This is a genomic window from Microbacterium sp. B19(2022) (genome assembly GCF_012030385.1).
Taxonomy (GTDB): Bacteria; Actinomycetota; Actinomycetes; order Actinomycetales; family Microbacteriaceae; genus Microbacterium; species Microbacterium oxydans_B.
In genome coordinates this window covers 99,088-126,003 of record NZ_JAAUVO010000009.1, presented here as the reverse complement: position 1 = coordinate 126,003, position 26,916 = coordinate 99,088, and the positions used below count along the sequence as shown (strand labels likewise).

Annotated in this window: 31 protein-coding genes; 19 read left to right on the top strand and 12 right to left on the bottom strand. The window is 68.5% G+C overall.

The genetic code is table 11. The features are described from left to right. Nucleotides 1-15 precede the first annotated feature (15 nt). Complete coding sequence (locus HCX50_RS10255; RefSeq protein WP_167634219.1) at nt 16-1,008, bottom strand: siderophore ABC transporter substrate-binding protein; 993 nt, start codon at nt 1,006-1,008, stop codon at nt 16-18. 100 nt (nt 1,009-1,108) lie between these two features. On the opposite strand from HCX50_RS10255, the gene HCX50_RS10250 reads away from it, so the two are divergent. The 5 genes from HCX50_RS10250 (at nt 1,109) to HCX50_RS10230 (ending at nt 4,698) form a co-directional block, all read left to right on the top strand. Beyond that, the gene (locus HCX50_RS10250; protein WP_167634200.1) at nt 1,109-1,876 is read left to right on the top strand and encodes a siderophore-interacting protein; all 768 of its coding nucleotides are present in this window, start codon (nt 1,109-1,111) and stop codon (nt 1,874-1,876) included. A 91-nt stretch (nt 1,877-1,967) separates the two neighbouring features. Continuing rightward, on the top strand, nt 1,968-2,354 hold the full coding sequence (locus HCX50_RS10245) for an MmcQ/YjbR family DNA-binding protein (RefSeq protein WP_091035904.1): 387 nt from the start codon (nt 1,968-1,970) through the stop codon (nt 2,352-2,354). Between the two features lie 32 nt (nt 2,355-2,386). Continuing rightward, on the top strand, nt 2,387-2,791 hold the full coding sequence (locus HCX50_RS10240) for a VOC family protein (RefSeq protein ID WP_091035463.1): 405 nt from the start codon (nt 2,387-2,389) through the stop codon (nt 2,789-2,791). Nucleotides 2,792-3,065: 274 nt separating this feature from the next. Further along, nucleotides 3,066-4,235 (top strand): RtcB family protein, encoded by a 1,170-nt coding sequence (locus HCX50_RS10235; RefSeq protein WP_167634198.1) that lies wholly within the window; start codon nt 3,066-3,068, stop codon nt 4,233-4,235. Between the two features lie 196 nt (nt 4,236-4,431). After that, the gene (locus HCX50_RS10230) at nt 4,432-4,698 is read left to right on the top strand and encodes a hypothetical protein (protein WP_205829010.1); all 267 of its coding nucleotides are present in this window, start codon (nt 4,432-4,434) and stop codon (nt 4,696-4,698) included. A gap of 12 nt (nt 4,699-4,710) precedes the next feature. Here the strand turns inward: HCX50_RS10230 and HCX50_RS10225 are convergent, their stop codons facing one another. The 3 genes from HCX50_RS10225 to HCX50_RS10215 form a co-directional block, all read right to left on the bottom strand. Continuing rightward, nucleotides 4,711-6,171, bottom strand: coding sequence for an MFS transporter (locus HCX50_RS10225; protein WP_167634196.1), 1,461 nt, complete (start codon nt 6,169-6,171; stop codon nt 4,711-4,713). 55 nt (nt 6,172-6,226) lie between these two features. After that, nucleotides 6,227-7,567, bottom strand: a complete 1,341-nt coding sequence (locus HCX50_RS10220; RefSeq protein WP_167634195.1) for a M20/M25/M40 family metallo-hydrolase — start codon at nt 7,565-7,567, stop codon at nt 6,227-6,229. Between the two features lie 86 nt (nt 7,568-7,653). After that, nucleotides 7,654-8,475: a MerR family transcriptional regulator gene (locus HCX50_RS10215; RefSeq protein WP_167634193.1), complete on the bottom strand. Its 822-nt coding sequence runs from the start codon at nt 8,473-8,475 to the stop codon at nt 7,654-7,656. Nucleotides 8,476-8,627: 152 nt separating this feature from the next. On the opposite strand from HCX50_RS10215, the gene HCX50_RS10210 reads away from it, so the two are divergent. The 3 genes from HCX50_RS10210 to HCX50_RS10200 all read left to right on the top strand — a co-directional run bounded on the left by HCX50_RS10210 (nt 8,628) and on the right by HCX50_RS10200 (nt 10,215). Beyond that, nucleotides 8,628-9,365 (top strand): SDR family oxidoreductase, encoded by a 738-nt coding sequence (locus HCX50_RS10210; protein WP_167634191.1) that lies wholly within the window; start codon nt 8,628-8,630, stop codon nt 9,363-9,365. A 69-nt stretch (nt 9,366-9,434) separates the two neighbouring features. After that, complete coding sequence (locus HCX50_RS10205; protein ID WP_167634189.1) at nt 9,435-9,701, top strand: glutaredoxin domain-containing protein; 267 nt, start codon at nt 9,435-9,437, stop codon at nt 9,699-9,701. Nucleotides 9,702-9,801: 100 nt separating this feature from the next. Further along, nucleotides 9,802-10,215, top strand: a complete 414-nt coding sequence (locus HCX50_RS10200; RefSeq protein ID WP_091035482.1) for a VOC family protein — start codon at nt 9,802-9,804, stop codon at nt 10,213-10,215. A 12-nt stretch (nt 10,216-10,227) separates the two neighbouring features. On the opposite strand, the gene thrC is transcribed toward HCX50_RS10200, so the two are convergent. Next, nucleotides 10,228-11,631 carry a threonine synthase gene (gene thrC / locus HCX50_RS10195; RefSeq protein WP_167634187.1) on the bottom strand — a complete coding sequence of 468 codons (1,404 nt, stop codon included), beginning with the start codon at nt 11,629-11,631 and terminating at the stop codon, nt 10,228-10,230. Nucleotides 11,632-11,720: 89 nt separating this feature from the next. After that, entirely contained in the window at nt 11,721-12,227 is a 507-nt protein-coding gene (locus HCX50_RS10190; RefSeq protein WP_167634185.1) for a methylated-DNA--[protein]-cysteine S-methyltransferase, read from the bottom strand. A gap of 154 nt (nt 12,228-12,381) precedes the next feature. On the opposite strand from HCX50_RS10190, the gene HCX50_RS10185 reads away from it, so the two are divergent. After that, nucleotides 12,382-13,197 (top strand): alpha/beta fold hydrolase, encoded by an 816-nt coding sequence (locus HCX50_RS10185; protein WP_167634183.1) that lies wholly within the window; start codon nt 12,382-12,384, stop codon nt 13,195-13,197. 58 nt (nt 13,198-13,255) lie between these two features. On the opposite strand, the gene erm is transcribed toward HCX50_RS10185, so the two are convergent. From erm to HCX50_RS10170, 3 genes are all read right to left on the bottom strand, one after another. Continuing rightward, entirely contained in the window at nt 13,256-14,020 is a 765-nt protein-coding gene (gene erm / locus HCX50_RS10180) for a 23S ribosomal RNA methyltransferase Erm (protein ID WP_167634181.1), read from the bottom strand. A gap of 225 nt (nt 14,021-14,245) precedes the next feature. After that, entirely contained in the window at nt 14,246-14,848 is a 603-nt protein-coding gene (locus tag HCX50_RS10175; RefSeq protein WP_167634179.1) for a response regulator transcription factor, read from the bottom strand. Next, on the bottom strand, nt 14,845-16,044 hold the full coding sequence (locus tag HCX50_RS10170; protein WP_337749457.1) for a sensor histidine kinase: 1,200 nt from the start codon (nt 16,042-16,044) through the stop codon (nt 14,845-14,847). The genes HCX50_RS10175 and HCX50_RS10170 overlap by 4 nt, the downstream gene beginning before the upstream one ends. Nucleotides 16,045-16,200: 156 nt before the next feature. On the opposite strand from HCX50_RS10170, the gene HCX50_RS10165 reads away from it, so the two are divergent. The 5 genes from HCX50_RS10165 (at nt 16,201) to HCX50_RS10145 (ending at nt 19,729) form a co-directional block, all read left to right on the top strand. Continuing rightward, a complete protein-coding gene (locus HCX50_RS10165) occupies nt 16,201-16,743 on the top strand; it encodes a small multidrug efflux protein (RefSeq protein WP_167634176.1) in 543 nt (180 codons plus the stop codon). Between the two features lie 93 nt (nt 16,744-16,836). Then, the gene (locus HCX50_RS10160) at nt 16,837-17,175 is read left to right on the top strand and encodes an ArsR/SmtB family transcription factor (protein ID WP_167634174.1); all 339 of its coding nucleotides are present in this window, start codon (nt 16,837-16,839) and stop codon (nt 17,173-17,175) included. Then, nucleotides 17,175-17,843, top strand: coding sequence for a cation transporter (locus tag HCX50_RS10155; RefSeq protein WP_167634172.1), 669 nt, complete (start codon nt 17,175-17,177; stop codon nt 17,841-17,843). The genes HCX50_RS10160 and HCX50_RS10155 overlap by 1 nt, the downstream gene beginning before the upstream one ends. Nucleotides 17,844-17,877: 34 nt before the next feature. Continuing rightward, complete coding sequence (locus tag HCX50_RS10150) at nt 17,878-18,783, top strand: SDR family NAD(P)-dependent oxidoreductase (protein WP_167634170.1); 906 nt, start codon at nt 17,878-17,880, stop codon at nt 18,781-18,783. A gap of 40 nt (nt 18,784-18,823) precedes the next feature. Further along, nucleotides 18,824-19,729: an arginase family protein gene (locus HCX50_RS10145; RefSeq protein WP_167634168.1), complete on the top strand. Its 906-nt coding sequence runs from the start codon at nt 18,824-18,826 to the stop codon at nt 19,727-19,729. Between the two features lie 18 nt (nt 19,730-19,747). Here the strand turns inward: HCX50_RS10145 and HCX50_RS10140 are convergent, their stop codons facing one another. The 3 genes from HCX50_RS10140 to HCX50_RS10130 form a co-directional block, all read right to left on the bottom strand. Then, entirely contained in the window at nt 19,748-21,028 is a 1,281-nt protein-coding gene (locus tag HCX50_RS10140) for a hemolysin family protein (RefSeq protein WP_167634166.1), read from the bottom strand. 94 nt (nt 21,029-21,122) lie between these two features. Then, on the bottom strand, nt 21,123-22,145 hold the full coding sequence (locus HCX50_RS10135) for a TerC family protein (RefSeq protein WP_167634164.1): 1,023 nt from the start codon (nt 22,143-22,145) through the stop codon (nt 21,123-21,125). A 198-nt stretch (nt 22,146-22,343) separates the two neighbouring features. Next, nucleotides 22,344-22,994, bottom strand: a complete 651-nt coding sequence (locus HCX50_RS10130) for a GntR family transcriptional regulator (RefSeq protein ID WP_167634162.1) — start codon at nt 22,992-22,994, stop codon at nt 22,344-22,346. Nucleotides 22,995-23,282: 288 nt separating this feature from the next. On the opposite strand from HCX50_RS10130, the gene HCX50_RS10125 reads away from it, so the two are divergent. The 5 genes from HCX50_RS10125 to HCX50_RS10105 are packed head-to-tail and all read left to right on the top strand — an operon-like array spanning nt 23,283 to nt 26,861. Next, nucleotides 23,283-24,389: a fatty acid desaturase family protein gene (locus tag HCX50_RS10125; RefSeq protein ID WP_167634160.1), complete on the top strand. Its 1,107-nt coding sequence runs from the start codon at nt 23,283-23,285 to the stop codon at nt 24,387-24,389. A 49-nt stretch (nt 24,390-24,438) separates the two neighbouring features. Then, nucleotides 24,439-24,978, top strand: a complete 540-nt coding sequence (locus HCX50_RS10120) for a helix-turn-helix domain-containing protein (protein WP_167634158.1) — start codon at nt 24,439-24,441, stop codon at nt 24,976-24,978. A 7-nt stretch (nt 24,979-24,985) separates the two neighbouring features. Then, nucleotides 24,986-25,213, top strand: coding sequence for a PLD nuclease N-terminal domain-containing protein (locus HCX50_RS10115; RefSeq protein WP_167634156.1), 228 nt, complete (start codon nt 24,986-24,988; stop codon nt 25,211-25,213). After that, nucleotides 25,210-26,118: an ABC transporter ATP-binding protein gene (locus HCX50_RS10110; RefSeq protein WP_167634154.1), complete on the top strand. Its 909-nt coding sequence runs from the start codon at nt 25,210-25,212 to the stop codon at nt 26,116-26,118. Before HCX50_RS10115 ends, HCX50_RS10110 begins: the two co-directional genes overlap by 4 nt. After that, the gene (locus HCX50_RS10105) at nt 26,115-26,861 is read left to right on the top strand and encodes an ABC transporter (RefSeq protein ID WP_167634152.1); all 747 of its coding nucleotides are present in this window, start codon (nt 26,115-26,117) and stop codon (nt 26,859-26,861) included. The genes HCX50_RS10110 and HCX50_RS10105 overlap by 4 nt, the downstream gene beginning before the upstream one ends. Nucleotides 26,862-26,916: the final 55 nt, after the last annotated feature.

Genomic DNA, 26,916 nt, shown 5'->3' with positions numbered 1-26,916 from the left:
TGCCGCCGCGTTACCTCAGTTCTTCGCGGCCTCGAGTGCGTCGGCGAAGTCCTCGAGGAACGTCGTGTAGGTCTGGATGCCCTCGTTCAGGTAGGTGTTGGTGGGCATGTAGACGATCTGCTCGTCCTTGACCGCCGTGACGCTGGAGAGGGCCTCGGAGCTCTCCAGGATCTCGGCCGCCTGGACGTAGTCGGGGGTCTCCGCAGCGAACACGGCGTCGCGGTCGAGCACGAGGATCCAGTCGGGGTTCGAGGCTGCGATCGCCTCGACCGAGATGTCGTCGCCCTGGTGGTCGTCGGTCGCGTCCTCGACCTCGAGCGCGGGAGTCAGGCCGAGGATGTCGTAGATCGGGCCGAGTGAGCGGCCGACGGTCGGGGCGAGGTACCCGATCTCGCCGCCGGAGGTGTTCACGGCCATGACGGTGTCGGCGTCGTCGTAGGCGGCCTGGGCTCGCTCGACGGCCGCGTCGAAATCGTCCACCAGCTTCTGCGCCTCGTCCTGCTTGCCGAAGATCTCGCCGAGCACGGTGACCTGGCGCTTGAGCTCCGCGTCGAAGGGCTCGCCCTCGCGGGGCTCGAGATCGATGATCGTCGCGTCGGGGACGAGGTCGGCGATGGCCGCGTTGTGCTGGGTGAAGCGCTGGCCGCTGATGATGAGGTCGGGTTCGACCGCGACGACGGCCTCGAGGTCGGGCTCGCTGTGCAGACCGATGTCGACGATGCCGTCGTCCTTCACGTACGACACGGTCTCCGGCATGAGCGCGACGGCGCCGGCCGAGAGCTCGACTCCCCAGTCCGAGAGCGTCTGGAAGGTGCGGTTGTCGAGGGCGACGATGGAGGCCGGAGGGGTCGCGATCTCGTGCGTGCCGGTGTTGTCCTCGATCGTGACGGATGCCGCCGCGGGTTCGTCCTTCGCAGGTTCAGCCGTGCTGCCGGAAGCGCAGCCGGCGAGGGCGAGGAGGCCGACGAGCGCGGCGCTCGTGGCGGTGAGGGTTCTGGGCACGGACATGGAGAGACTCCTGTTCTGCGGGATCTGTGCGCACACGATGGCGCCGGGACGTCGAGGTTAGGGTGCCCTTCCCTCGACTTATTTAGGTTAGCCTTACTTCATGAGCGATACGAAATTCGGCTTCTCGATCGAGCGTCGCGGCCTCGAGCTGCGCTTCCGCACCGTGACTCTGAGCGCCCGCGAATGGCTGGCTCCGGACTTCGTGCGGGTGCGGCTGACCGGCTCCGACCTCGCCGGCTTCGAGTCGCTGGGCTCGGACGACCACATGCGGCTGTTCTTCCCGGCGGGGCCGGTCGGCTCCGTCGAGGAGCTGCGTGCTTCTCCGAGCCGTGAGTACACGCCGCTGGACTGGGGCGACGACTGGCTCGACGTCGAGTTCGCCGTGCACGGCGATCAGGGCGTCGCGGCGCCGTGGGCGGCGACGGCTCCGCTCGGTTCGTCCATCGGCGTCGGCGGCCCCCGCGGGTCGGCCGTGCTGGTCGGCGAGCCCGGTGGATGGCTGCTCGTCGGCGACGAGACGGCGATCCCCGCGATCCGCCGCTTCGCCGCGCTGATCCCCGAGGGAACCCCGGCACGCATCGTGGTGGAGACCGTCAATCAGGGCCGCGAGTTCGACATCGAAGCGCCGGTCGAGGTCGAGTGGCTGCACCGCGGCGATGCTCCTTCCGGCTCCGCGCTCATCGCCTTCCTCGAGCGCCTGACCGCCGAAGACGCCGTGGGCTCCGACCCGTTCGTCTTCATCGCCGCTGAGCAGTCGATCGTCAAGCCAGGCCGTGCGCTGCTCGGCCGCTGGGGCGTCGACACCGCGAACGCCGTCGTGAAGGGCTACTGGAAGCGCGGCGAAGCCGAGTACCACGCGCCGCACTGATCCTGTTCTCCGGCTCCGCCGCCGTCTCTGTCGGTGCAGGTGGGTACGGTGGTGTCACCGTGGTTCTCATTGTCTCGAGGGTGGAGTGCTCATGAAAGGTGACCGCCTGCAGCAGTGTGCGCGCGACCGCGCCGAGGAACTGCCGGGGGCTCGACTCGAGCATCCTTTCGGCCCCGAATGGGACGTGTTCAAAGTGCGCGACAAGGTGTTCATGCTGCTCACTTCGGCCACCGGCGAGGCGATGGTGACCCTCAAGTCGGCACCCGAAGACGGCGACGCGCTTCGCCGGCAGTTCGATGACATCATCCCCGGCTATCACATGAACAAGAAGCACTGGATCTCGCTCCGCCCCGGCGGCGAGCTGCCGCAGGACCTCGTCCGGGAGCTGGTGACCGAGTCGTACCTCCTCGTCGTGGAGAACCTCCCTCGTCGCCAACGGCCCGTCGACCCCGCCACATTCGGGAAGATCGCCCCCTGACGGGATAGAGCGTTTCTGGAAGACTGGGCCGCATGGCACTTCTGGATCATCTGGGCATCACCGTCGACGACCTCGAGCGCGGCCGCGCGCAGTTCCATCCGGTCCTCACGGCTCTGGGCTATCAGAGCGGCGGCGAAGACGACCACTCGGTCTCGTGGAACAACGGCGACGAGACCGAGATCATCCTGTACACCTGGGACGAGGACTCCTCCCCGCACCGGCACGGCAAGATCGGCTGGCAGCACATCGCCTTCGCCGTTCCGACGCGCGACGAGGTCGAACGCCTGCACACGATCGCGTTGGATGCGGGCTGGACCGCCGTGCGCGACCCCAAGGAGTATCCCCGTTACTCCGAGCGCTACTACGCCTCTTTCGTCGAAGACGCCGACGGCATCCGCATCGAGTTCATGTACAACCCGCCGCGCGAGACGGCTTGACTCCCGGGCGTGTCGCCCCCTAATGTGGCAAAGCTGTGCCGATCGGCCCAGCACGCCAGCCGAGGAGTCGACGGATGAACGCCCAGCGGAACCTTCCCATCGCAGCGGTGTTGCAGCTTCAGTCGAAGCGCAATGACCGCAACAAGTCGTACCCTCCGGCGCGCGCCGTGTGACAGCATCCGCTCTCGCAACGCCCCGCACCGTCAGGTCCGGGGCGTTTTCCGTTGGAGAGCACCCTGACCTGTGGCTGACCACCACCACAAGGAAAGGAATCATGGAGAGGCTCTCCGCACGGCTGCTGTCGTGGGCGTCGCTGATCGACGAGAAGACACTCGCTCAGGCGCACACCACGGCCCGCATGCCGTTCATCCACCCGCACCTGGCACTGATGCCGGATGCGCACCTCGGCAAGGGGGCGACGGTCGGCTCGGTCATCCCGACGCTCGGCGCGATCATCCCCGCGGCCGTCGGTGTCGACATCGGCTGCGGCATGATCGCCGTCCGCACCCAGTTCACGAGGAGCGACCTGGAAGGTCGCGACCTCGCGGAGCTTCGGGAGCAGATCGAACGCGCCATCCCGTTGTCGGCCGGCCGATACAACCGCAAGGTCGTCGCGACCGCGGAGCCGCGCATCGCCGAGCTCGAGCAGCTCGCGGAGAAGAACGGCCTCGACCCCGCGAGCTACGCCGGCAACTGGCGGCTGCAGCTGGGCACGCTCGGTTCGGGCAACCACTTCATCGAGGTGTCGGTCGACGAGCTCGACCGGGTGTGGCTGTTCCTGCACTCGGGGTCCCGAGGCGTCGGCAACAAGATCGCCATGAAGCACATCTCGGTCGCGCAGCGGCTGTGCAAGCAGTGGTGGATCGACCTCCCCGACCCCGACCTGGCGTACCTCGTCGAGGGCACCGAGGAGTTCACCCGTTACATCCGGGAGCTGCGGTGGGCACAGCGCTTCGCCCTGCTGAACCGGGAGGAGATGATGGACCGGGTCATCCGGCAGGTGTCCGAGTTCCTCGGCACCGCGGTCGACGAGCAGGAGCGCATCAACTGCCACCACAACTTCACCGAGTCGGAGAAGCACTACGGCAAGCAGGTGTGGGTGTCACGGAAGGGCGCGATCCAGGCGGACGCCGGTCGGCCGGGGCTCATCCCCGGATCGATGGGCACCGCCTCCTACGTGGTCGAGGGACTCGGCGACCCGCAGTCGCTGAACTCCTCGCCGCACGGGGCGGGTCGGGAGTACTCCCGGTCGGCCGCGAGGCGGGCGTTCACCCACGACCAGCTGCGGGAGGCGATGACGGGCATCGAGTTCCGTGACACGGACGCCTTCGTCGACGAGATCCCGCAGGCGTACAAGCCGATCGACCGGGTGATGGCGGATGCCGCGAGCCTCGTATCGATCCGGCACACGCTGCGGCAGCTCGTCAACGTGAAGGGCGATTGAGACAAGGAGCCGGGCGGCGGAGATCGCGCCGCCCGGCTCCGGCGGCATCCTCGTCGCCCTCGTCAGAGCGGCACGACTACTCCTCCCCCGACACGCTCGAAAACGTCCTGTCCCCACCTCCCGGGTCACCGATATCTTCGCTGCCCGTGGCCTGGCAAGCTTGCGGAATCGATGCGACGATGACGGGGTGGAATTCATGAATGACGCGCAGATCTGGACCATGATCGGGGCGTTCAGCGCGCTGATGTTCAGCACTCTCACCGTGGTCTCCACGCTGTTCATCCACGTCGTCCGCAGTGAGATCGGCGGACTCCGCAACGAGATGAACGCCCGATTCGATGCGGTGAACACGCGGTTCGACGCCGTGGACACGCGGTTCGATGCCGTGAACACGCGCATCGACGGGCTCGACGGCGACGTGCAGGCCATCGTGAAGCGCACGTTCGGTCTCGATCGGGAATGATCAGCCCCGACTTCAGACGACCGGGGCGACCTCCGCGTCGACCGACCGGTCGGTGAACGCGGTCTTCGGCACGAACACGAGGATGACGGCCGCGACGAGCGCGGTGACACCGCAGACGATCCAGACGGTGAAGTACCCCGCGAGCGAACCCGCGGTCCCCTCGGTCGCACCGGCGGTGGTGGCGACACCGTGCAGCAGCGCGATGCCGAAGACGCACGAGGCGATCGCCCCGCCCACGGTCTTCACCGAGTTGGTGAGACCCGTCGCGACTCCGGTCTGCGTCGCGGGCGCGGCAGATGCGGCGGCAGCGGGGAGAGCCGCGACCAGCGCGCCGGAGCCGAGGCCCACGACGACCATGTTCGTGATGACCTGACCGTAGGTGTCATGGAACGGCAGGAAGAGGAGGAAGCCGAGCCCCACCAGCACCGAAGCGCCCATCAGCGTGACCCGAGGAGTCGCCCATCGTGCGATGGTCGGGAACAGCAGCGCACCCGCGATCATCGCCACGAGGTACACGCCGATGATGAGTGAGGTCGCGAACCCGCTCGTGCCGAGACCGTAGCCGTAGATCGACGGGTCGGTGCGCGCGAACGTCGACAGTGGAGCCTGTGCACCGAGCACGCTGACGCCGAAGAGGCCCGCGGTGAGGAACACCGGTCCGAGCGCGGGCGAGCGGAACATGCGCACATCGATGAGGGGGTCGTCGCAGCGCAGCTCCCAGAGCACGAACGGGATCACCAGCAGCACGCCGAAGACGACCACGGCCCAGGACCACGGATTCACGAGACCGCCCTCGAGGCGGAGCAGGCTGAGTCCGCCGGTGAAGCAGACGAGGGCCAGAGAGATCAGCACGAGGCCGACCGTGTCGAAGATCCCGCCGCTGGGCTCGGGCGACTCCTTGACTCCGAACAGGATCACGAAGAAGCACACGATGATGAGCACGGCCGGAACCAGGAGGACGACCGTGAGCGGCAGAACGTCGATCAGTGCGCCGCCGACGAGAGCGCCGATGATCGCACCGCCTTCGAGGGCGGCGACCAGGAGACCGGCCGCCTTGGCCGTGATCGAGGAGCGTCCTTCCATGCGGCGCGACCGCGACCAGATCAGGGCGATCTCGAGCGGGAGCCAGACGACGTAGAAACCCATGAGCGCCCAGGCCGCGAGGAACACGCCGAAGGAGTCCGTGAACGGCAGCACCAGGGCCGCCGCCGCGGTGACGGCGGTGGAGATCAGCAGCATCCGCTTATGGCCGACCATGTCGCCGAGCTTCGCGAACGCCGGGACGACCAGCGCCGACAGCATGAGCTGCGCACCCTCGAGCCAGTTGACGTCGGCGTCGTGGATGCCGAGGTGGCGGGCGATATCGCTGAGCATGGGCGTGTAATAGCCCTGCAGCACGCCGCTCGTGAACTCCACGAACGCGAGGAAGCCGACGACGACGGCGAGGGTGCCCAGAGTGCGGGTGCGCGTCATCGCGTCTCCTGCTTCTTGTTCGGGTACTCCCGCTCGAGGCGGGAGGAGGGTGAGATCACCCTAGCCGTTCGAGAAGCGCGCGATGGAATCGCTCTCCGCGCTCCAGCGCGGCGATCTCGACGCTCTCGTCGACGCCGTGGATCGAGGCGCGCTGCGCGTTCGACATGTCCAACGGAGCGAAGCGGTAGACCGCCGGCGAGAAGCGGTGGAAGTGCCGGGAGTCGGTGGCGGCCATCATCACGTACGGCACCGCCGGAACCCCGGGATGCGAGACCTCGAGCGCGGCCGCGAGCAGCGCGAACTGCGCGTTGTCGGTGGGCGATTCCGGCGAGGGCTCACTGGCCTCGACCACCTCGACGGACACGAGCGGATCGCGGATGCGGCGGCGCACCCGGTACACGGTCTGCTGCGTCGTCTCCCCCAGCGCGATGCGGAGGTTGACGGTCGCGGAGGCCTGGGAGGGCAGCACATTCGCGGCCGTCCCGCCGGACTGCATCGTCGGGGCGACCGTGGTGCGCACGAGCGCCGCCGGTTCACCGCCGAGCGCCGCGAACACCTGACCGGTGACGAGCGGCGCCGCTCCGAGGAACCGCAGCAGGTGGCGGGCCGGCCCCGGCGTCTGCGCCGCCAGCTGCGACAGCATCCGCAGGACCGCTTTCGAGGCGCGAGGGCGGAAGGTGGCGGGTCCGAGACGGTCGACGGCCCTCCCGATGCGTCGCACAGCGGTGCGCGACGGCGGAGCCGAGGCATGACCGCCCTCGCCGCGCGCCGACACCCGGAGCGTCATCACGCCCTTCTCGCCGACGCCGATCATCGCCGCCCGCCCGGGGACGAACGGCAGGGGCGCGTCGACGACGGCACCGCCCTCGTCGACCACGAGCCAGGGCACGACGCCGCGTTCACGCAGCACTCGCGCGATCTCCTCGGCTGCCTTTCCATACGTCTCCTCGTTGCCGCCGAACGAGAGGTACACATCGCGGGACGGGGCGAACCCGTCGGCGAGCAGATTCTCGACCGCTTCGAGCACGACGATGAGCGGACCCTTGTCGTCCAAGGCGCCGCGGCCGAACACCGAACCGTCGGCGATCACGCCGTCGAAGGGCGGATGGGTCCAGGGGTCGCTCTCATCGACCGGGACGACGTCGTAGTGCGCCATCAGCACCACCGGTCCGCCCGATGCCGCGCCCGTGCCCTGCCAGTGGAACAGCAGACCGAAGTCGGTGTGCCGTTCGAGGCGCAGGTGCTCGTGCGTCAGGGGATAAAGCTCGGCGATCAGTGCGACGAACTCCTCGAACGGTGCCGCGCCGCGCTCATCGAGCTCAGCCGAGACCGTCGGGATGCGGATCATCTGCGAAAGCCGCTCGGCGATTCCGGGGCGCACGGTCGATGTGGTCACAGTCGCCATCGTACCGAGCGCCCCGGCTCCGCCCGCATCCGCCCGCATCGCCGCATCCGCCCGGACGCAGCGCCGCCGGGCGGTGCTTACGCGTAGTGCCAGAGCACCGTCATGCGCGCCGGACGCGACTCGTCCCACGGAAGCACGTGCCAGATCTCCCGTGGCGGGCCCACCCTGGTGGCCTTCTGCTCGTCGATCCACTCGCAACCGCGGTCGTAGGCGGCGAGGATCGCGGGGAACTCCGTGTCGTCTCCCTCGACCGTGACGACGACGGCCGCACCGCCGCTGAGGCGATGGCTCCGGATTCCCTCCGGGGTGTCCCGGATGACGCGGTCGACCGGAAGGCACACCTCGATGGGACCGTCGCTGTCGGCGGTGATCGGGGCATGGAAGATCCCGAACGCGTCGGAGGGGACGGTGAGATCGCGCTCGGCCGCCAGCGCGCTCAATCGCTCGTGCGCCTCGCGGATGCGTTCGTCGAGCTCGCCGACGTAGGTCGTGACGAGCAGACTGAGCACCGCCTGCTCGGGGCGGATGTCGGTCGTGAGGGACTTCGTGTTCATCGGTGATCCTCTGAAATGGCCACGCGCCTGGTCGAGGAGCGTGGCGGTCGAGGCTGCGGACGTCCGCACCTGATCCCGGAATGCATCCAGAGCCGCGATCGCGTCGCCGTCAGGCAGCGCAAGCACCTCCTGGATCGCATCGAGGCTCATACCCGCCGTCCGCAGCAGGGAGATGAGCCGCCCCGTCCTCGCCTGCTCGATCCGATAGAAGCGGTACCCGTTGTCCGGGTCCACCGCATGCGGCACCAGGAGTCCGCGCTTCTCGTAGAGGCGCAGGGCCTTCGGCGAGAGCAGGGCGGCCTCGGAGAAGGGACCGATGCTGAGGAGGTCGATGGAGTGGCTCACAGGATTCACGATGCTCTCTGCCCTCGGGACAAGGTCAAGCGGTCGCCCGCTCTGAGGAATCGTAGCGAGCAGTTTCTGCGGACGTCTCACATTTCGAGCACCTGTCCGGTCAGCCATGGAGAAGGATGTACCGAGAAGAACAAGGAGCAGTCATGAGAATCGCTGTCGCAGGAGGAACCGGGACGGTCGGTCGTCACACCGTGGAGGCGGTGCGCGCCGCCGGGCATGAGGCGATCGTGCTCAGCCGGTCACGGGGAGTCGACCTGGTGACCGGGCAAGGCCTGGATGCCGCTCTCGCGGGCGCCGACACGGTGATCGACGTCGCGAGCATCCAGACGCTCAAGGCGAGCGCGGCGATCGAGTTCTTCACCGCCGCGACCGGGAACCTGCTGTCGGCGGCCGCGGACGCCGGAATCCGCCACATCCTGCTGCTGTCGATCGTCGGGATCGATCGCATCCCGTACGACTACTACGCGGGAAAGGTCGCGCAGGAGAAGGTCGTCGAGGCCTCGCGCGTGCCGTGGACGATCCTCCGCGCGACGCAGTTCCATGAGTTCGCGGGTCAGATGTTCGAGCGCGCGAAGGTGGGCCCGCTGCACCTCGCTCCGAACGCGCGGACGCAGCCGGTGGCTGCCGCCGAAGTGGGCGCACGCCTCGCCGCGCTCGCTGCCGGGTCGCCGCAGGGTCGCGTGCGCGACTTCGCAGGCCCGCGCGAGGAGAGCCTGTCCGACATGATTCGCGCCTTCGCCCGCCGCGAGGGATATCGCGGTTGGATTCCGGCCCTGAACGTGCCGGGGCCCCAGATGGCGGGGATGCGCGCGGGACATGCTCTGCCCGGCCCCGATGCGGACCTGGGTGTCCAGACGTTCGACGAGTGGCTCGCGTCCTAGCTCGGGGAACAGCCCGGCGCGGTCTTCGGTTGCACGAGGGAGAAGCATCGCGGATCCGAGGAGGTGGGGATGGAGCTGACCCTGGTGTCATCGTCGTTCTGCGGCGCCTGCGCACGGACCCGGTCCGTGTTGGCTGACGCCGCTCGATTCCTGCCGGATGCGACGGTGACCGAGATCGATGTCGCGCAGGATCCCGATGCCGCAGAAGCACTCGACATCGACGTCACGCCGACCGTGATAATCCGCGATTCCTCAGGAGTCGAGGTGTTCCGCGCCACGGGCGTACCCACCGTTCCGCAGGTGCTCACCGCGGCGGTCAAGGCGCTGCCGGCCTGAGCGCGGGCGACCTCGTCGGACCTCTTGCGGAGGCAAGACACGCGGCGCAGACTGAGCGTCAGCGGTGCCGCCATCCCACCTCTCACCTCCTGGAGTCCGCATGCCTGCTCTCAACCCGTATCTCTCGTTCCGCACCGAAGCCCGCGAGGCGATGGAGTTCTATCAAAGCGTGCTCGGTGGTGAGCTGGTGATCAACACCTTCGGAGAGTTCCCCGACATGGCGCAGGATCCGAGCCAGAAGGACCTCGTGATGCACGCACAGATCGATGCTCCCGGGGGCCTCGTCCTCATGGCGTCGGACTCTCCCGACGGCATGCCCTACGAGAAGCCGCAGGGGTTCTCGGTGTCACTGAGCGGCAATTCGCAGGACGCCACGCGGGCGGTCTGGGAGAAGCTCGCCGACGGGGCGACGATCACGATGCCGCTGGATGTGCCGCCGTGGGGCGGGCTCTTCGGGATGCTGGTCGACCGCTTCGGCATCCCCTGGATGCTGCACGGCGACCCCGAGGAGTGAGCACCGCGAGGATCAGTGCAGCGCGTTCGTCTCGATGAAGGCGCGGAGAGCCTGCTCGTCGTCACCCATCTCGGTCACGTGCTGGGGCGCGTCGAGCATCTGCTGCAACTCCGGCGCGTAACCGAGCTCGACACCGATGGCCTCGTGGATCGTCTCCGCGAACTTCTCCGGCTTGGCCGTCTCGAGCACGAGCATCGGAACACCCGGCTCGACGAATTCGCGCGCGACCTTGACACCGTCGGCCGTGTGCGGGTCGATGACCTCACCGGTCGTCTCGTACACCGAGCGGATCGTCGCCAGCCTGTCCTCGTGCGTCGAGGTGCCGCTGACGATGCCGAACTCCTCGAGGAAGCGCTCCTGATCGGCCGAGAAGTCGAAGTACCCCTGGGCCTCGAGGTCGTCCCAGGCCCCCACGACGCGGGCAGGGTCACGGCCGACGAGCTCGAAGATGAACCGCTCGAGGTTCGACGCCTTGGAGATGTCCATCGAGGGGCTCGAGGTCGCGAGCGTCTGGGCGGCGCTGCGCGGGCGGTAGACGCCGGAGCGGAAGAACTCGTCGAGGACGTTGTTCTCGTTCGCGGCGAGCACGAGGCGACGGATCGGGAGACCCATCTGCTTGGCGAAGAAGCCGGACAGGATGTTGCCGAAGTTTCCGGAGGGCACCGTGAAGGACAGCTCGGTCCAACCGCCGGCATCCGTCGCCCGCAACCACGCCCAGAAGTAGTAGACGGTCTGCGCCGTGATGCGCGCCAGGTTGATCGAGTTCACCGCGCCCAGGTGCTGCGCGCGCTTGAAGTCGAGATCGCCGGCGAGCTTCTTCACGAGGTTCTGGCAGTCGTCGAAGACACCCTCGACCGCGATGTTGTGCACGTTCGCGTCGTCGAGCGAGAACATCTGCGCCCGCTGGAATGCGCTCATGCGGCCCTGCGGCGACAGCATGAACACCGCGACGCGCTCCTTACCGCGAAGGGCGTGCTCGGCCGCCGAGCCCGTGTCGCCCGAGGTGGCACCGAGGATGTTGAGCACCGCGTCATTCCGCTCCAGCGTGTACTCGAGCACCTGGCCGAGGAACTGCATCGCCATGTCCTTGAAGGCGAGCGTCGGGCCCTCGGAGAGTCCGACGAGCGTCAGCTCGTCGTCGATGGCACGCAGAGGCACGACACCGTCGGGGAAGTCGGCGTATGCCGCGTCGGTCATCCGGGCCAGATCAGCGCGCGGGATGTCGGTCGCGAAGAGTCCGAGCACCTCGGTCGCCAGCTGCGGGTAGGTCAGTGCCCGCCAGCGTTCGAGCGTCTCGCCGTCGACGGTCGGCATGACCTCGGGTACCGCCAGTCCGCCGTCGGGCGCGAGGCCCTCCAACAGCGTCTCGCTGAACGACTGCGGCTGCATGCCGCCGCGGGTGGAGATGAACTGCACGTTGGCTCCTCGGCTCGGGACTCGGCACGTCCATTCTCGCAGGGTGTTCGTCGGTGAGATGACGGGATGACGGATGCCGCAGCGCCGGCTCAGAACAGCGAGGTCGGCAGAGCTCCCTCATGCTCCAACAGCCAGCGCTTGGTCTCGAGGCCCTGGCCCGCATCGCCGCCGGAGTATCCGCCGAGGCCGTCGCCGGCCACCACCCGATGACAGGGCACGATCAGGGGGACGGGGTTCGCACCCATGATCGAACCGATCCCCCGGGCGGGGACGTCGGTGCCGCTGCGCGCGGCGAGGCCGCCGTACGTGATCGTCTCTCCGTGCCCGACCGTCTCGTGGAGGGCCGTGAGGACGGCTCGCGTCGCCACGGTCTGCACGCCGAGATCAACCGGAACGTCGAAGCGGCGCAGCTCGCCCGCGAAGTAGGCGGCCAGCTGCGCGAGTGCCTCGGCGAGCAGCGGATCAGCAGTCGGGCTGGCCGGGAGTGCGCTGCCCTCAGGCGGAGTGGACCGCCACGTGACGCGGGTGATCGCCACGCTGTCGCTGACCACCCCGATCACCCCGACCGGGGTCGCGAGCGTGGCGAAGGCGGACATGCGTCGAGGCTACCGCCCGCTTCAGACAGACGGATCGACGGCCCGGGACACAGCGGTGTCGCAGACCGGGGTGGTGTCGTCGACTGTTCAGGACGACCCTGGACTCAGGGATTCGGCACACGCCGTCCGATGACCACGACGACAAGGAGCACCCATGAGCATGACCAGCGCGGCACTCGACCTGCCCGACGTGCGTCTCCACTTCGAACTCCGCGGCGAGGGACCGCTGATGGTCCTGATCGGTGCCCCGATGGACGCCGATGCCTTCGCCCCGTTCGCGGACGAGCTCGCCACCGACCACACGGTGCTGACGACCGACCCGCGCGGCATCAAGCGGAGCATCCTGAACGACCCGTCCCAGGGCTCGCCTCTGGAGCGCCGGGCCGCCGACCTCGCGGCACTGATCGAGCACGTCGACCTCGGCCCCGCGATCGTCTTCGGCTCGAGCGGCGGCGCCGTGACCAGCCTGGCGCTGGCGCAGGCCCGCCCCGACCTGGCTCCCACGGTCGTCGCCCACGAGCCACCTCTGCTCGAGCTGCTCCCCGACCGCGTCGAGCAGCGGCGGATCACCGATGAGCTCACGACGGCAGCGCTCTCAGGCGACCGCATCGGCGCCTGGCGTCTGTTCTTCGCCCAGGCGAACATCCCGATGCCCGAAGAGGCACTGGTGCAGTGGTTCGGCGGTGAGGTCGATCCGCAGCACCACGCCGACGAGCAGTTCTGGTTCCGATACGAGCTGCCGGCGAGCGTGCGCTGGCTGCCTGATATCGAAGCGCTGCGCGCACGCGCGGACCACCTGGTTCTCGGCATCGGCGAGGAGTCGGTCGGTCAGCTGTGCGAGCGCACCACGACCGCGCTCGGCGCACAGCTCGGCATCGCGCCGACGCGTTTCCCCGGCGATCACACCGGGTTCGTCGATCACACCGCGGAGTTCGCGGTCCGGTTGCGGGAGGTGCTCGCGGCGCTCTGAGCGTGTCGACGCCACGACGGGACCGTCGAGCAGATCGCGTGCTCGACGGACCCCTGCGTCATCGCTGCGAGACCTGATCCCAGAGCGCGGCCCAGTGCTCCGGACGCAGGTCGCGGGGAAGACGCCGGTCGTCGGCACCCGCCGCCGTGACGGAACGTCGGGCACGGGACATCGGTACACGTGCCGCCGTGGCCACCACCGCAACGAGGTTCGATCCCCGTCCCGTGAACATGGCCCGCACGAACGCCTCGTACTCCCCGCGGTCGGATGCCGGGACGAGCGGTGAGCCGCGACGGGTGATGGCCAGCACCCCACCGTCGACGCTCGGCTGCGGTGAGAACCCCCAGGCCGGGACGCGGCCCTCCAGAGAGAATTCGAACCACGGCGCGGACTGCGCGGTCATCATCGTGCCGCCGCCGACGCCGGCGCGCTTGCGCGCCACCTCCCACTGCGTCAGCAGGACCGCCTGACGCCACCGACCGCTCGACAGAAGTCGCCGGAGGATGGGCGTCGTCACATGGAACGGGATGTTGCCGACGACGACCTCCGCGTCGAGCGGATGGCGCGTCGCATCCGCGATCTCGATGCGCACGTCGGGCAGCGCCATTCGCAGGCGATGCACCCGATGCTCGTCGATGTCGATCGCCGCGAGGGGTCGCCCCAGCCTCGCGAGCGAGCGGGTGAGTGCGCCGTCACCGCACCCGAGCTCGAGGATCGAGCCCGAGGTGCGTCCGACGAGGTCGGTGATGCGGGCGAGGGTCGGACGATGGGTGAGGAAGTTCTGGCCGAGTTCGTGGCGGCCGCCATGGATTGAACGAGGCATGAGTGCGCTCCAGAAGAAGAATCGGAGCACCTCGAAGGAGGGGAGGACGCGAAGAGGCGTCAGTGAGGGCTGCCCGTCCCGAGGTGCGATGACATCTCGGTGGACGGCGCGCAGATGCGTGCGGAGAGCGAGCGCGCCGTCAGGCGCGGCGGTCGCGGATCACGAAGTTGCGCCCCATCATGGGCGCTGCGCATATGGTTCCCATGCCTGCCAGCATAACGGCAGTCAGATCCAGCCGCGCTCCTCGGCGATGAGCACGGCCTGTTGACGGGTGCCGACAGAGAGCTTCCCGAGGATCACCGAGATGTGGTTGCGCACGGTGCCGGGCGCGAGGGAGAGGGCCCGCGCGATCTGTCCGGTCGTCTCGCCGCGGCGACCGGCCCGCAGCACGTCGAGCTCCCGGTCCGTGAGCGGGGAGCGCTCGTCGCTCAGAGCGTCGGCGGCGATCTCGGGGTCCACATAGCGAGCACCCGCGGCGACCCGGCGGATGACCGCGGCGACCTCGTCGGCACCCCGGGACTTCGGCAGGAAGCCGGAGACGCCGGACGCGAGAGCGCGACGGAGCACGCCCGGTCGCGCATGGCGGGTGACGACCACGCAGCGCGTCGCGATCGCCCTGTTCAGCTTCTCGGCGACCTGCACGCCATCGAGTCCCGGCATCTCGAGGTCCAGCAGGCACACGTCCGGCTGCAGGCGCAGGGCTTCGGCGACGGCCTGCTCGCCGTCGGCGCATTCGGCAACCACCTCGATGTCCGGCTCCAGGCGCAGCAGCGCCGCGAGAGCGGAGCGGATCATCGCCTCGTCGTCAGCGAGCAGCACGCGGATCATCGAGCACCCTCACCCTGCGTCGGCACCGTCACGACGACCACGAACTCGTCGCCGTCGCGTCGCACCTCGAGGGAGCCGTGCGCCTCCTCGATCCGGCGGCGCACGCCCTCCAGACCCGAGCCGTCGTGCTCGACCTCGACGCCCGCGATCACATCGTTCGCGATCTCGTACCGCCACGCGTCCGCGGTTCTGCGGAGCGCCAGCCGTGCCCGCGCTCCCCCGCCGTGCCGCAGCACATTCGTCGTCGTCTCCCTGATCACGGGACCCAGCGCGGATGCCGGAGCGGAATCGGCATCCGCGTCGATGGAGGATTCCACCTCGAGTCCGGCCGCAGTGAGAAGGTCACGGGCGTTGGCGAGCTCATCCCCCAGCGGCACCGAGCGGAAGCGGGTCGCGAGGTCCCTGGTCCCCTGGCGTGCCTCGTCGACGCTGACCCGCGCGGCACGGAGCTGCTCCATTCCCGCGTCGGGGTCGGTCGGCAGCAGACGCTCCGCGAGTTCCAACTGCAGCGCGATCACCTGCAGGTGGTGGCCCTGCAGGTCGTGCACATCGGTGGCGACCCGTAACCGCTCCTGCGTGGCGGCGAGCTTCGCCTCGGAGGCGCGGGCGCGGTCGAGCGTGATCAGCACGTCCCACCACCACAGCGAGCTGACCAGCATCACCGGGAAGAAGACGGTGTACACGGCGGGGATCAGGAACGGGTTGCCGTCGGCGACGTCGAGAGCGGAATCCGCGATGCCGAGGAGGATGAGCGCGATCGTCGCCGTGATCACCACCTTGTACCGCACCCCGCGCGGCCAGTTCAGCAGCACGAGCGTCAGCACGAGGGGCATCACCGCGAGCTGCCAGCTGCCGACCACGACACCGGCGACAGCTCCGTAGACGACGGCGACGACCAACGGCAGCGCCAGACGCATCCAGCGCACGCCCGGTTCGGCGTCCAGCCGGTGCCGATAATCGAGCAGCAACGGGATCGTGGACGCGCACCAGAGGATGCCGCCGACGCCGACGACCAGGCCGACGAACCCCTCGAAGTCGTCAGCGAGAGACGTGAGCGTCCACGACGCGATCAGGGCGAGCTCGAACGCGATCACGGCGCTCACCGTGTACCACCACGTGGCCGTGACCCCGCGGGACAGCTGTCGCGCCCCCGGACTCGGCTCGACGGGGGCGAGGGGCTCGACCTGGCTGCTCACGCTCCCCACGATACGGCCGTGACAGTTGTCACGGCTGTCTCGTGCGATCCACCCGGGAAGCGGTGACGGCTCGACACTGCCGCAGTGCCCGCCCTTCGAGTGGACTGGAGTCATCGCGGCGGAGACTCCGTTCGCACCGACATCCAGGAGCACCCCATGAACCTCATCGAGACGTTCCAGAACCTGGTCGCCCAGGTTCCCGAGCTCGTGCAGCCCCTCATCGTCGCCCTCGCCGGCGCTATCCCCTTCATCGAGGGCGAGGGGGCGGTGAGCATCGGCATCATCGGCGGCATCCCACCCGTAGTCGCCGCGATCGCCGCAATGGTCGGCAACTTCCTCTGCGTGGTGGTCGTGGTGCTGGTGAGTTCGGGGGCCCGACAGGCCGTCGTGAACCGCTCGCGGGCCAAGGCAGTCGCCCTCGCCGGTGGCGGCACGACGGAGGAGGCGGCAGCGGGCACGGCGGACACCGCGCACGGCACCCCGCGTCGCGAGAAGTTCCAGCGCGCGTTCGAGCGCTACGGCGTCCCCGGAGTCAGCCTGCTCGGCCCCCTCCTGCTGCCGACGCAGTTCACGGCGACGATGCTCGCCGCCTCCGGCATCGGCAAGGCCCGCATCCTGTTCTGGCAGGCACTGGCGATCATCGGCTGGACGACCATCTTCGCCGTCATCGTCGGCAGCGCGGTGTACGCGATCCGCTGAGCAAGTGAGGGTGCGGGGGCGTGACATCTCGTCGCGCCCCGCATCCTTGAATTCAGCCTGTTCTGAATTCATCATTTTCTGTACAGTGGTCACGTGACCACCGCCCTCGCCTCCTCCCCCACGCACACGGCCGCCGTCGCTCGCCTCGGGCACGCGCTCTCCGACCCCACACGCGCCGGCGTCCTGCTCGCCCTGCGGGAGGGCGCCGCCTATCCCGCCGACCTCGCCGAAGCGCTCGGCGTCTCGCGCCAGGCCATGTCGAACCATCTCGCGTGCCTCCGTGGATGCGGCCTCGTCGAGAGCGTGCCGGACGGCCGCCGCAGCAGCTATCGCCTGGCAGACCGGCACCTCGCACCCGCGCTCGACATGCTCATGCGGGTGACGCTCCTCGTGGAACCGGACTGCTGCTCCGGCGAAGGCTGCACCTGCTGATGACCGCCACGCTCGCCCTCACCCGCCGCGAGACCCTGCATCGCCGCATCCGCCTCATCGTCGGCATCACGATCACCTACAACCTGATCGAGGCGGTCGTCGCAATCGCCGCCGGATCCGTCGCCTCCTCCGCCGCGCTCATCGGGTTCGGCCTGGACTCCACGATCGAGGTCCTCTCTGCGGGGGCGGTCGCCTGGCAGTTCACCCGCCGTGATCCGGAACGCTGGGAGAAGCCGACCCTGCGTGTCATCGCGGTCGCGTTCTTCGCCCTCGCGGCCTACGTCACCGCGACCTCGGTGGCAGCGCTGGTCACCGCCGAGCGCCCGGAGCACAGCACCGTCGGCATCGTGCTGACCGCCGTCAGCGTCGCCGTCATGCCGTTCCTGTCATTCGCCGAACGCCGTGCAGGTCGCGAGCTCGGCTCCGCCACCGCCGTCGCGGACTCGAAGCAGACGCTCATCTGCACCTACCTCTCGGCCGCGGTGCTGATCGGACTGGTTGCGAACTCCCTGCTCGGGTGGTGGTGGGCGGATGCCGTCGCCGGACTGGTCATCGCGGCCTTCGCCGTGCGTGAGGGCATCGAGGCGTGGAAGGGCGACGCCTGCGCGACGTCGGTCGGCATGCTCCTCGAAGACGAAGACGACGAGCACCACGACCACGACCACTGAGGCGCGAGACATCCGCGCGGCCTAGGTTGGGAGGATGGATGCCGCCCCACCTCCCGCCCGCGATCTGCTCGGGCGCAGCATGCTCGTGACCGGAGCGAACGCGGGCATCGGGTACTGGTGCGCGGAGCAGCTCGCCGCACGGGGTGCGCGGGTCCTGCTCGGATGCCGTTCCGCCGAACGCGCGGCGACAGCGGTGACGGCGATCCGCGCGCAGGTGCCGGACGCCGACCTCCGGGTGTTGCCGCTCGACCTCGGCTCCCTCGACAGCGTGGCCGAAGCGTCAGCCGACGTCGGCGAACGGATTGACGCGGTCATCTGCAACGCCGGAGTCAAGGCTGCCGACCGCTCGGCGCGCACGAGCGACGGTTTCGACCTCATGGTCGGCACGAACTTCCTCGGCCACTTCGCCCTCGTGGCGCAGCTCGAGCCGGCCCTCGCGCCGGACGCCCGCGTCATCGCCGTCGGTTCTATCGCGCACCGCTTCGCGACCCTCGACCCGGCGACCCTCGACGCCCCGTGGACCGGCTCCTCACTCCGGCAGTACGGGCGATCGAAGGCGGCGCTGATGTCGTTCGCCTTCGAGCTGTCCCGCCGCTGGTCGGGTTCCTCCCGAATGGCTGTCTGCGCACACCCGGGCTATGCGGTCGACCCGCTCACACCACCGCGTCCGGGTCTCGCCGAAGTCTCGGGCTTCGTCCGCGCACTGTCCGGGCCGAGTCGCGCGCTCGTGCAGGGCAAGGACGGCGGCGCGCTGCCGATCGTGCATGCGGCCACGGCCGCAGAAGTCGTCAGCGGCGACTACTGGGGGCCGGGCGGTCTGCTCGAGTTCCGCGGAGCACCGGCGCGAGTGGCTGCCTCAGACGACGTGCGTTCCACGGCGATCGGGACGGCGCTGTGGGCAGCGGCGGAGAGCATCACCGGGGTGCGCTTCCCGGCCTGACCCCCCTCCGAATGTCCGATGCCCGGGGCAGGATGCAGGCATGATCACGTTGCTGTCGGCTCCGTCCAACCTCGGCCTGCGTCCGCCCGAGCCGGGCAGCGTCCCCGGTGCAGCGAAGGCACCGGAGGCTCTGCGCGAGGCCGGCCTGTTCGCACGGTTCGCCGAGCTCGGGGCGACCGACTCCGGCGTCGTCCTGGCTGGCCGCTACGTCGACGACGATGCCACGAGACCTCCGGAGCACGTGCGCAATGAGAGCGCCACGATCGACCATTCGCGGCGTCTCGCCGCACGCATCGGCGCGGCACTCGACCGAGGCGAGGCTCCGCTCGTGATCGGCGGCGACTGCGCGATCCTGCTCGGTGCCGGTCTCGCGACCGTGCGCCGTGGCGGCATCGGACTGGTGCACGTCGATGGCCACACCGACTTCCGCCATCCGGGCAACAGCGACGAATGCGCGAGCCTGGCCGGAGAGGCTCTCGCCGCGGCGATCGGCAGACACTGGCCCGCCGTCGCCGACATCGACGGGCTGGGTCCGTCCTTCGCGACCGCGCGCACCGCGCACATCGGCCACCGCGACGATGACGAAGATCTGCCGGAGGTTCGCGGCATCCTGGGCGGTGTCTTCTCTTCCGCCGACGTGCTCTCCCTCGGCGCCGCCCATGTCGGCGCGAAGGCCGCCGCCGTCGCGGGCTCCGCGTATTGGCTCCAGGTCGACGTCGATGTCCTCGATGCCGCGATCATGCCCGCCGTCGACAGCCCCGACCCCGGCGGGATCGGGGCTGTCGAGCTCACGGGTCTACTGCGCGAACTCGCGCCAGGCGCGGTCGGCGCGTCGATCACGGTGTTCGACCCCGACCTCGATCCCGACGGACGCTATGCCCGCCTGCTGGTCGAGGTCCTCACCGAAGGCCTCAGCGAACTCGGCAGCCGCGTGCAGCAACCCTGAAGCCCGTCGATCGGGCGGTCAGACCTGCGGCTCCACGACCTGTTCGAGCGTGACCCGCACTCGCGAGATCCGACGTCGGTCGAGCTCCGCCACCTGAATCGTGGCCCCGGGCACCTCGACCGTGTCGCCGACGACGGCGAGTCGGCCCAGCTGCTCCGTCACGAATCCGGCGATGGTGTCGGACGAGCCGCGCGGCATCGCGAGCCCCGTCGCCTCCTCGAAGTCCTGCAGGTTGAGTCGCCCGTCGAGTCCGTCGTCGGCGGAGATGAACACCTCGGCGTCGTACTCGTCGAAGATCTCGCCGACCACCTCCTCCACGAGGTCTTCGAGGGTGACGAGGCCATCGGTGCCGCCGTACTCGTCGACGACGACCGCGATGTGGTGCCCTTCCGCGCGCATGCGCGTCAGCGTCGGCAGCACCCGTGCGGACGAGGGGATGTACGGGATCTCGCGCATGAGCGCGCGCAGCGGACGCGTCGGATCATCGGACACCGCCTCGAACAGATCGCGCACGTGCACGAACCCGGTGATGTCGTCGATCGAGGTCTCCGAGACGGGATAGCGCGAGAACGGAAGGTCTCGCACCTGCGCCATCACCTCGCCGACGCTCGCGGCCTCGTCGAGGGCGACGACCTCCGGCCGCGGGCGCATGACCTCGCTGACCTGCCGCCCCCGCAGGGAGAGCACGTCGTCGAGGATGCGTCGCTCGTCATCCGGCAGCCCCTGATGGCTGGCCACGATGTCGCGCACCTCCTCATCGGTCATCTCGTCGCTCGTCTTGTGCGGGTCTCCGCCGAGCAGCCGGACGAGGGCGTTCGTCGACACCGAGAGCAGCCAGATCACCGGACGCATGACCGTGGCGAAGCCGTTGAGAGCGGGCGCGACCGCGTAGGCGAACTGCGCGTTGCGCTGGATCGCGAGGCGCTTGGGCACGAGCTCTCCGAGCACGAGCGACACGTAGGCGATCACGAGCGTGAGCACGAGTGTCGCGACCGTGAGCGCGAGAGCGGGGGCGAGACCCCACGACTCGAGCACGGGCGCCAGTGACGGGGCGATCGATGTCGCACCGTACGCGGCCGAGGCGAACCCGGCGACGGTCACACCGATCTGCACGGCCGAGAGGAAGGTGTTGGGGTTGCGGGCGAGGGCCGCGACCTTGGCCCCACGGCGCCCGCGTTGACCTATCGCGTTGATCTGGCTCTCGCGCAGCGTTACCAGCGCCATCTCCGTCGCAGCGAAGACACCGCCGATCAGCACGAACGCGAAGACGAGGGCGATGTTCCAGAGCAGGTCGCCCATCAGCGGGCCGCCTCGTCTGTGGTGGGGTGAGCGCCCGGGATGAACCGGGCGCTCGTACTGTCAGAGTCCGAAGAGTCAGAACAGCGCTGCGCGCTCAAGAGTGCTCCTTCTGCGTGATGGTGGGGGTGGTGTCGGTGGAAGCGGTGACGGCGTCCGGGGCACGGCGGGTCTTGATGAGACTCGCCGTCGTGGCCACCGCGATGGTCGCGCCGATGAACAGCAGCGAGAACCAGATCGGGATCTCGGGCGCCCACTCGACGCCCTGACCGCCGTTGATGAACGGCAGCTCGTTGACGTGCAACGCGTGCAGGACGAGCTTGACGCCGATGAACCCGAGGATGACCGCGAGTCCCTGGGCCAGGTAGACGAGCCGCTCGAGCAGTCCTCCGATGAGGAAGTAGAGCTGTCGGAGTCCCATGAGCGCGAAGGCGTTGGCGGTGAAGACGATGTAGGCCTGGTCGGTGAGACCGTAGATCGCGGGGATCGAGTCGACGGCGAACACCAGGTCGATGAACCCGATCGCGATGATCGTGAGCAGCATCGGCGTGACGAAGCGCTTGCCGTTCTTGACGACCGTCAGCTTGTCACCGTTGTACTCCTCACTGACGGGCAGGTGCCGACGCACGAACGTCATGAAGCGCCCGTTCGCCGGGTTGCTCTCATGGTTGCTGAACGCCTGACGGTAGGCGAGCACGAGGAGCAGCGCACCGAACAGGTAGAAGATCCAGGAGAAGTTCTCGATGAGCGTCGCGCCGACGGCGATGAAGATGCCACGGAGGATCAGCGCGATCACGATGCCGATCATCAGCACCTTCTGCTGATAGATCTTCGGAACCGCGAAGCCGGTCATCAGGATGAGGAACACGAAGAGGTTGTCGATCGACAGCGCCTTCTCGGTGAGGTAGCCGGCGAAGTACTCACCGCCGAACGTCCACCCGGAGAAGACGCCGATCCCGACGCCGAACAACAGCGCGAGGCTGATGTAGAAGATCGACCAGCGCGCCGACTCCGCGATCGTCGGCGCATGCGGCGTGCGCACGTGCGCGAAGAACTCGTAGACGAAGAAGGCGATCGTGACCGCGATCGTGATGATCCAGATCAGGGGGGTGATATCCAAACGGGGACTCCAGACTCGGGGCGCGAAAGCACCGCCAAAGTCTTCTCCATTCCTGAACAGGAACCGGTGGCCCGGGATGCGACGTGCATCCGTAATGACGACCCGACCGTATCGGAGTACTCCCCTTGGGATCTCCAGGCTAGAAGACGACCCTTTGCAGTTCCTGTGGGTTCGCCTGGAATGCCGGCGACGGTGGGATCAGTCCTCGTCGACGATGTCCACACCCGCAGCTTCGGCACGGTCGATCGTCGCGGGGAGCACGTCGTCGAAGAGCGTGACGAGCACTGCTCGGGTCTGGACCGCATCGCGCGCGTTGATCGCTTCGCGGATCGCGACCGCGAAAGCCTCGATCTTGTCCCACTCGAAGGCGTCCCGCGAGTGCTCGCCGAAGCGCCGGATCTGCGGCCCGAGCCGTTCGATGATCACCGCGCGCGCCGCGTTGCCCTCGATGCGGGCGAACCCGGTGGCGATGGAGCGCAGAGCGACTCCGAAGCCCGCGACGTCGCGCGCTCTGACCGCCCTCGACATGTCGTCGGCGAGGTCGGTGAGGTAGACGATGTCGTCATCCTGGATCACGGGCATCACATGGCGCACGGAGCCGATCCAGATGTCGCCGAAGAGGTCGACGGCGTTGCGAACCCGATCGAGGTCGATCGGGGCCACCCGCGTGTAGCGGTTGCGCTGCATCTCGACCAGGCCGTGATCGGCCAACCGGTCGAGGGCGTGCCGGATCGGAGTCTTCGACGTGCCGAGCCGCTCGGCGAGCTCGTAGTCCCGCAGCCGCTCCCCCGGACGCAACTCACCGCTGATGATCGCATCCTGCAACCGGGCATATGCCTCGTCGCTCATGGACCTGCGCTCGAGGGGTCCGCCTGAGAGTGCCAATTTTCCTCCACTGAGCCTGCAGCGACGTAGAGCCTGAAGTTCTACCTACCATGCAATGTATCGCATTCCAGAGGCCGACGACCGTGGAAACCGCCGCGAGGGGCGTTCGTCATCTCAGAGCGCACGCAGGTTCGCGGCGTACCCTGCCCCCGAACCCACCAGCGAAGGCCGCTTCCGACGACGACCGGGAATCGCTGAGGCACGGGTCGCAGAACGCGCCGCCGCAGAGGTCGGCGTGGAGAAGAGGTCATCATGGACGGCATCCGTCCGACCATCCGCACGCGCCCGCCCGACAGCGCGCCACGCACGTCGAGCGCGTTCACCGAACTCGCGCAGCAGGTCCGTGGACGCGGACTGCTGCACCGTCGGTACGGCTACTACTGGACCAAGCTCATCGCCGCGCCGCTCCTCCTGGGCGTCTGCCTCCTCGCCTTCGTCTGGATCGGCGACACCTGGTGGCAGCTGTTCACGGCCGCCGTCCTCGCGATCGTGTTCACGCAGATCGCCTTCCTCGGGCACGACGCCGCGCATCGGCAGATCTTCGTGTCCGGACGCTGGAACGACTGGATCAGCCTGATCCTGGGCGATCTCCTCGTCGGCATGAGCTACGGGTGGTGGCAGCACAAGCACACCCGCCACCACGCGAACCCGAACAAGCTGGGGTCCGACCCCGACATCGAGCTCCCGGTCATCGCCGTCTCCCCCGAAGCCGCAGCGCGGCATCATGGACCGGTCATCACCTGGCTGCGCGGACACCAGGGAGTGCTGTTCTTCCCGATCCTGCTACTCGAGGGCCTGTCGCTGCACGCATCGAGCGTGCGGCGGATGTTCGCGCGCGGGCGACTGGAGCGGCGGTGGGCGGAGATCGCCTTCCTGAGCATCCGCATGATCGGCTACCTGGTGCTGGTCTTCCTCGTGCTCTCCCCCGGCATCGCGTTCGTCTTCCTCGCGGTGCAGCTCGGGCTGTTCGGCTTCTACATGGGCATCGCCTTCGCACCCAATCACAAGGGGATGCCGGTGGTGCCGAGGGAGATGACCCTCGACTTCCTCCGCCGGCAGGTGCTGATGAGTCGCAACGTCCGCGGCAACCGCTTCCTCGACATCGCGATGGGCGGTCTGAACTATCAGGTCGAACACCACCTGTTCCCGTCGATGCCGCGCCCGCACCTGCGGCGTGCCGCACCCCTCATCGCCGAGTACTGCCGGGACCACGGCGTGCCCTATACCCAGGTGGGTCTGTTCGCCTCGTACGCGATCGTGGTGCGCTACATCAACCGCGTCGGACTCGGCGAGCGCGACGTGTTCGCGTGCCCGCTCGTGGAGCAGCGCAGCTTCGGGGCGGCGGTCGGGGTGAGGTGACTTCGCGGGCCGCTTTTGTTATCAATATCAATACTGATACTATTGCGGCATGAGCACCACTTCCGCGCTCCTCCACCCCGTTCGACTGCGCATCGTTCAGACGCTGCTCGCGAAGGGGACCTCGACGACCCGCGATCTTCATGAACGGCTGGGCGACATCCCGATCGCGACGCTCTACCGTCACATCGCGTACCTCTCCGAGCGCGGATTGATCGAAGTCGACCACGAGCGGCAGGTTCGGGGGGCGAGCGAGAAGTCGTACCGAGTCACGGGAGAGCTGGCCAATCCCACGGCGGAAGAACTCGCCGCGTCGTCGTCGGAGGAACTGCTCGCCGCGTTCACGGTCTTCGTGTCGGGGACGATCCGGGACTTCGGGGACTATCTCGATGAGGGCGATTTCGATCTCGCCGAGGATCGCGTCAGCTTCGCGCAGGCCGAGTTCTGGGCGACCGATGCAGAGATGGATGCGTTCGCGGAGGGGCTCATGGCTGTTCTGCGACCGCTGCTCGCCAACGACCCCGCGAGGGGAAGGCGGCGTCGGGCGCTCACCACCGTGCTCATGCCCCGCCCCACAGACGAGACCCGGTGATACCCCGATGAACCTCGACCCCACGTCGTGGCTGCCGCTGCTGCCTGTCCTCGCCCTCCTGCTCACGCTCATGGGCTTCTGTCTGGTGGACATCATTCGCCGGCCCCGGGTTGCACATCTCCCCCGAGCTGCATGGGCGCTGATCGTGATCCTCGTGATCCCCCTCGGACCGATTCTGTATCTTCTGCTCGGCCGCAGGACCGACCGGCAGCTCGATGACACGGACCTGCGATGACCACCGACATCCCTGAACCCGCACTGGAAGTCAGCGGTCTCACGCGGATCTTTCCGAACGGCGCGGGGATCCACGACATCACCTTCACCGCTCGAGAGCGTTCGGTGACCGCCGTGATCGGGCCGAACGGCGCCGGCAAGACCGTCCTGTTCAGCGCGCTCGCCGGGCTGATCTCCATCGACTCCGGTCGCATCGAGCGTCCGTCACGGACTCGGGTGGCCTACTGCCCCGACGTGCCGCAGTTCGAACCGTGGCTGACCGCCCACGAAGTCGTCGAGACCTCGCTGGGCATCTCGGGTTCGACGAGCCGGATCACACCGAGCGAGGCGCTGGAACAGTGCGGTCTCGCGAAGGTCGCGAACCGCCGGGTCGCCGACTTCTCCCGTGGCATGCTCCAACGTCTCGGGATAGCCGCCGCGCTCGTCCTCAACCCCGAAGTGCTCATCCTCGACGAACCGAACAGCGCACTCGACCCTCTGGGCAGGGCCGACATCCGCGCTCTCATCCTCGAGCAGAAGCGGCATCGCTGCATCGTGCTGTCCAGCCACATGCTCAGCGAAGTCGAGCAGCTCGCAGACCACGTGGTCGTGATCGACGACGGCCGCGTGGTCGCGCAGGGCACGACAGCAGAGATCCTTCTCAACGGGCTCGAGCCCGTATGGAATGTGCGGTTCGCAACCAGCGGAGCCAGCGCCCATCCGGTGGCAGAGCCCCCGGTCGGAGTCCGGATCGCCTTTCCCTCCGAGTCCCTGTGCACGATCCGCTTCCCTGATTTCGAGACCGCGGAGGCCGAGCTTCCGCGACTGCTCGCCTCCTTCGGCACGCCGATCCTCGAGGTCACCCTGCAGGGGCGCGATCTCGACGCATCCTTCGTCCGCATCATCCAGCAGCAGGAGGCCCGATGAGCGCCGTGATGACTTCTCTTCCCCTCGAGTTCCGGCGCCTGACGCGAACCGGCCTTCTCACCGCCCTGCTCGCCGCCTTCGCGTTCTTCGGTCTCGCCGGCCCCGGTCTCGCCGTCGCCATGCCCGATCTCCTCCGAGCCGCGGGTACCGAACAGCTGACCATCAATGCCGCCGCTGCGACACCTCAAGACGGCATCGCCCTGTATACGCAGAGCGCGATGCAACTCGGGCTCATCCTCGCGGCGGCCACCGCGATCACCGCGCTCGGCTGGGACACGCGGAACGGCACAGCGATCTTCTATCGCACCCGCGCGACCCGACTCGCCTCGCTCACCCTGCCTCGATTCCTCGTCGACGTGCTCGCCGCGGTCGGCGCCTACACGCTCGGCCTCGCCCTCGCCGCGGCTCTCACGGCACTCGTGATCGGACCGGTACCCGTCGATCTGATGATCTCCACCTGGGGCCCCGGCGCGGTCTACCTCATCTTCGCGATGAGCATGGCCCACCTCGTCATGACGATGCTCCGTCGCACGGCGACCGCCATCGCGGTGACCATCGTCATCCTTCTCGTGCTGCCCCTGGCCAGCCAGATCGACATCCTCGCCGCATGGTCGCCGACCTCGCTCATCACGGGTCACCTCACCCACCCCGGACCGATGTTCTCGGCGATCGTGATCGCCGGCGTATTCCATGTCTGCGCCGCCTACCTCGCGCCATTGCAGCGTCTGCGCAGAGATGGGTGAACTCCCGGAGACGCGACCCTAGGCACGCCTCGGGACACCGCGCGGTGCGCTCGTC

Excerpts from the sequence above, each read along its gene's own strand:
- HCX50_RS10255 (WP_167634219.1), bottom strand. The coding sequence starts at position 1,008 with ATGTCCGTGCCCAGAACCCTCACCGCCACGAGCGCCGCGCTCGTCGGC.
- HCX50_RS10250 (WP_167634200.1), top strand. The coding sequence starts at position 1,109 with ATGAGCGATACGAAATTCGGCTTCTCGATCGAGCGTCGCGGCCTCGAG.
- HCX50_RS10245 (WP_091035904.1), top strand. The coding sequence starts at position 1,968 with ATGAAAGGTGACCGCCTGCAGCAGTGTGCGCGCGACCGCGCCGAGGAA.
- HCX50_RS10240 (WP_091035463.1), top strand. The coding sequence starts at position 2,387 with ATGGCACTTCTGGATCATCTGGGCATCACCGTCGACGACCTCGAGCGC.
- HCX50_RS10235 (WP_167634198.1), top strand. The coding sequence starts at position 3,066 with ATGGAGAGGCTCTCCGCACGGCTGCTGTCGTGGGCGTCGCTGATCGAC.
- HCX50_RS10230 (WP_205829010.1), top strand. The coding sequence starts at position 4,432 with ATGAATGACGCGCAGATCTGGACCATGATCGGGGCGTTCAGCGCGCTG.
- HCX50_RS10225 (WP_167634196.1), bottom strand. The coding sequence starts at position 6,171 with ATGACGCGCACCCGCACTCTGGGCACCCTCGCCGTCGTCGTCGGCTTC.
- HCX50_RS10210 (WP_167634191.1), top strand. The coding sequence starts at position 8,628 with ATGAGAATCGCTGTCGCAGGAGGAACCGGGACGGTCGGTCGTCACACC.
- HCX50_RS10205 (WP_167634189.1), top strand. The coding sequence starts at position 9,435 with ATGGAGCTGACCCTGGTGTCATCGTCGTTCTGCGGCGCCTGCGCACGG.
- HCX50_RS10200 (WP_091035482.1), top strand. The coding sequence starts at position 9,802 with ATGCCTGCTCTCAACCCGTATCTCTCGTTCCGCACCGAAGCCCGCGAG.
- HCX50_RS10190 (WP_167634185.1), bottom strand. The coding sequence starts at position 12,227 with ATGTCCGCCTTCGCCACGCTCGCGACCCCGGTCGGGGTGATCGGGGTG.
- HCX50_RS10185 (WP_167634183.1), top strand. The coding sequence starts at position 12,382 with ATGAGCATGACCAGCGCGGCACTCGACCTGCCCGACGTGCGTCTCCAC.
- erm (WP_167634181.1), bottom strand. The coding sequence starts at position 14,020 with ATGCCTCGTTCAATCCATGGCGGCCGCCACGAACTCGGCCAGAACTTC.
- HCX50_RS10175 (WP_167634179.1), bottom strand. The coding sequence starts at position 14,848 with ATGATCCGCGTGCTGCTCGCTGACGACGAGGCGATGATCCGCTCCGCT.
- HCX50_RS10165 (WP_167634176.1), top strand. The coding sequence starts at position 16,201 with ATGAACCTCATCGAGACGTTCCAGAACCTGGTCGCCCAGGTTCCCGAG.
- HCX50_RS10155 (WP_167634172.1), top strand. The coding sequence starts at position 17,175 with ATGACCGCCACGCTCGCCCTCACCCGCCGCGAGACCCTGCATCGCCGC.
- HCX50_RS10150 (WP_167634170.1), top strand. The coding sequence starts at position 17,878 with ATGGATGCCGCCCCACCTCCCGCCCGCGATCTGCTCGGGCGCAGCATG.
- HCX50_RS10145 (WP_167634168.1), top strand. The coding sequence starts at position 18,824 with ATGATCACGTTGCTGTCGGCTCCGTCCAACCTCGGCCTGCGTCCGCCC.
- HCX50_RS10140 (WP_167634166.1), bottom strand. The coding sequence starts at position 21,028 with ATGGGCGACCTGCTCTGGAACATCGCCCTCGTCTTCGCGTTCGTGCTG.
- HCX50_RS10130 (WP_167634162.1), bottom strand. The coding sequence starts at position 22,994 with ATGAGCGACGAGGCATATGCCCGGTTGCAGGATGCGATCATCAGCGGT.
- HCX50_RS10125 (WP_167634160.1), top strand. The coding sequence starts at position 23,283 with ATGGACGGCATCCGTCCGACCATCCGCACGCGCCCGCCCGACAGCGCG.
- HCX50_RS10120 (WP_167634158.1), top strand. The coding sequence starts at position 24,439 with ATGAGCACCACTTCCGCGCTCCTCCACCCCGTTCGACTGCGCATCGTT.
- HCX50_RS10115 (WP_167634156.1), top strand. The coding sequence starts at position 24,986 with ATGAACCTCGACCCCACGTCGTGGCTGCCGCTGCTGCCTGTCCTCGCC.
- HCX50_RS10110 (WP_167634154.1), top strand. The coding sequence starts at position 25,210 with ATGACCACCGACATCCCTGAACCCGCACTGGAAGTCAGCGGTCTCACG.
- HCX50_RS10105 (WP_167634152.1), top strand. The coding sequence starts at position 26,115 with ATGAGCGCCGTGATGACTTCTCTTCCCCTCGAGTTCCGGCGCCTGACG.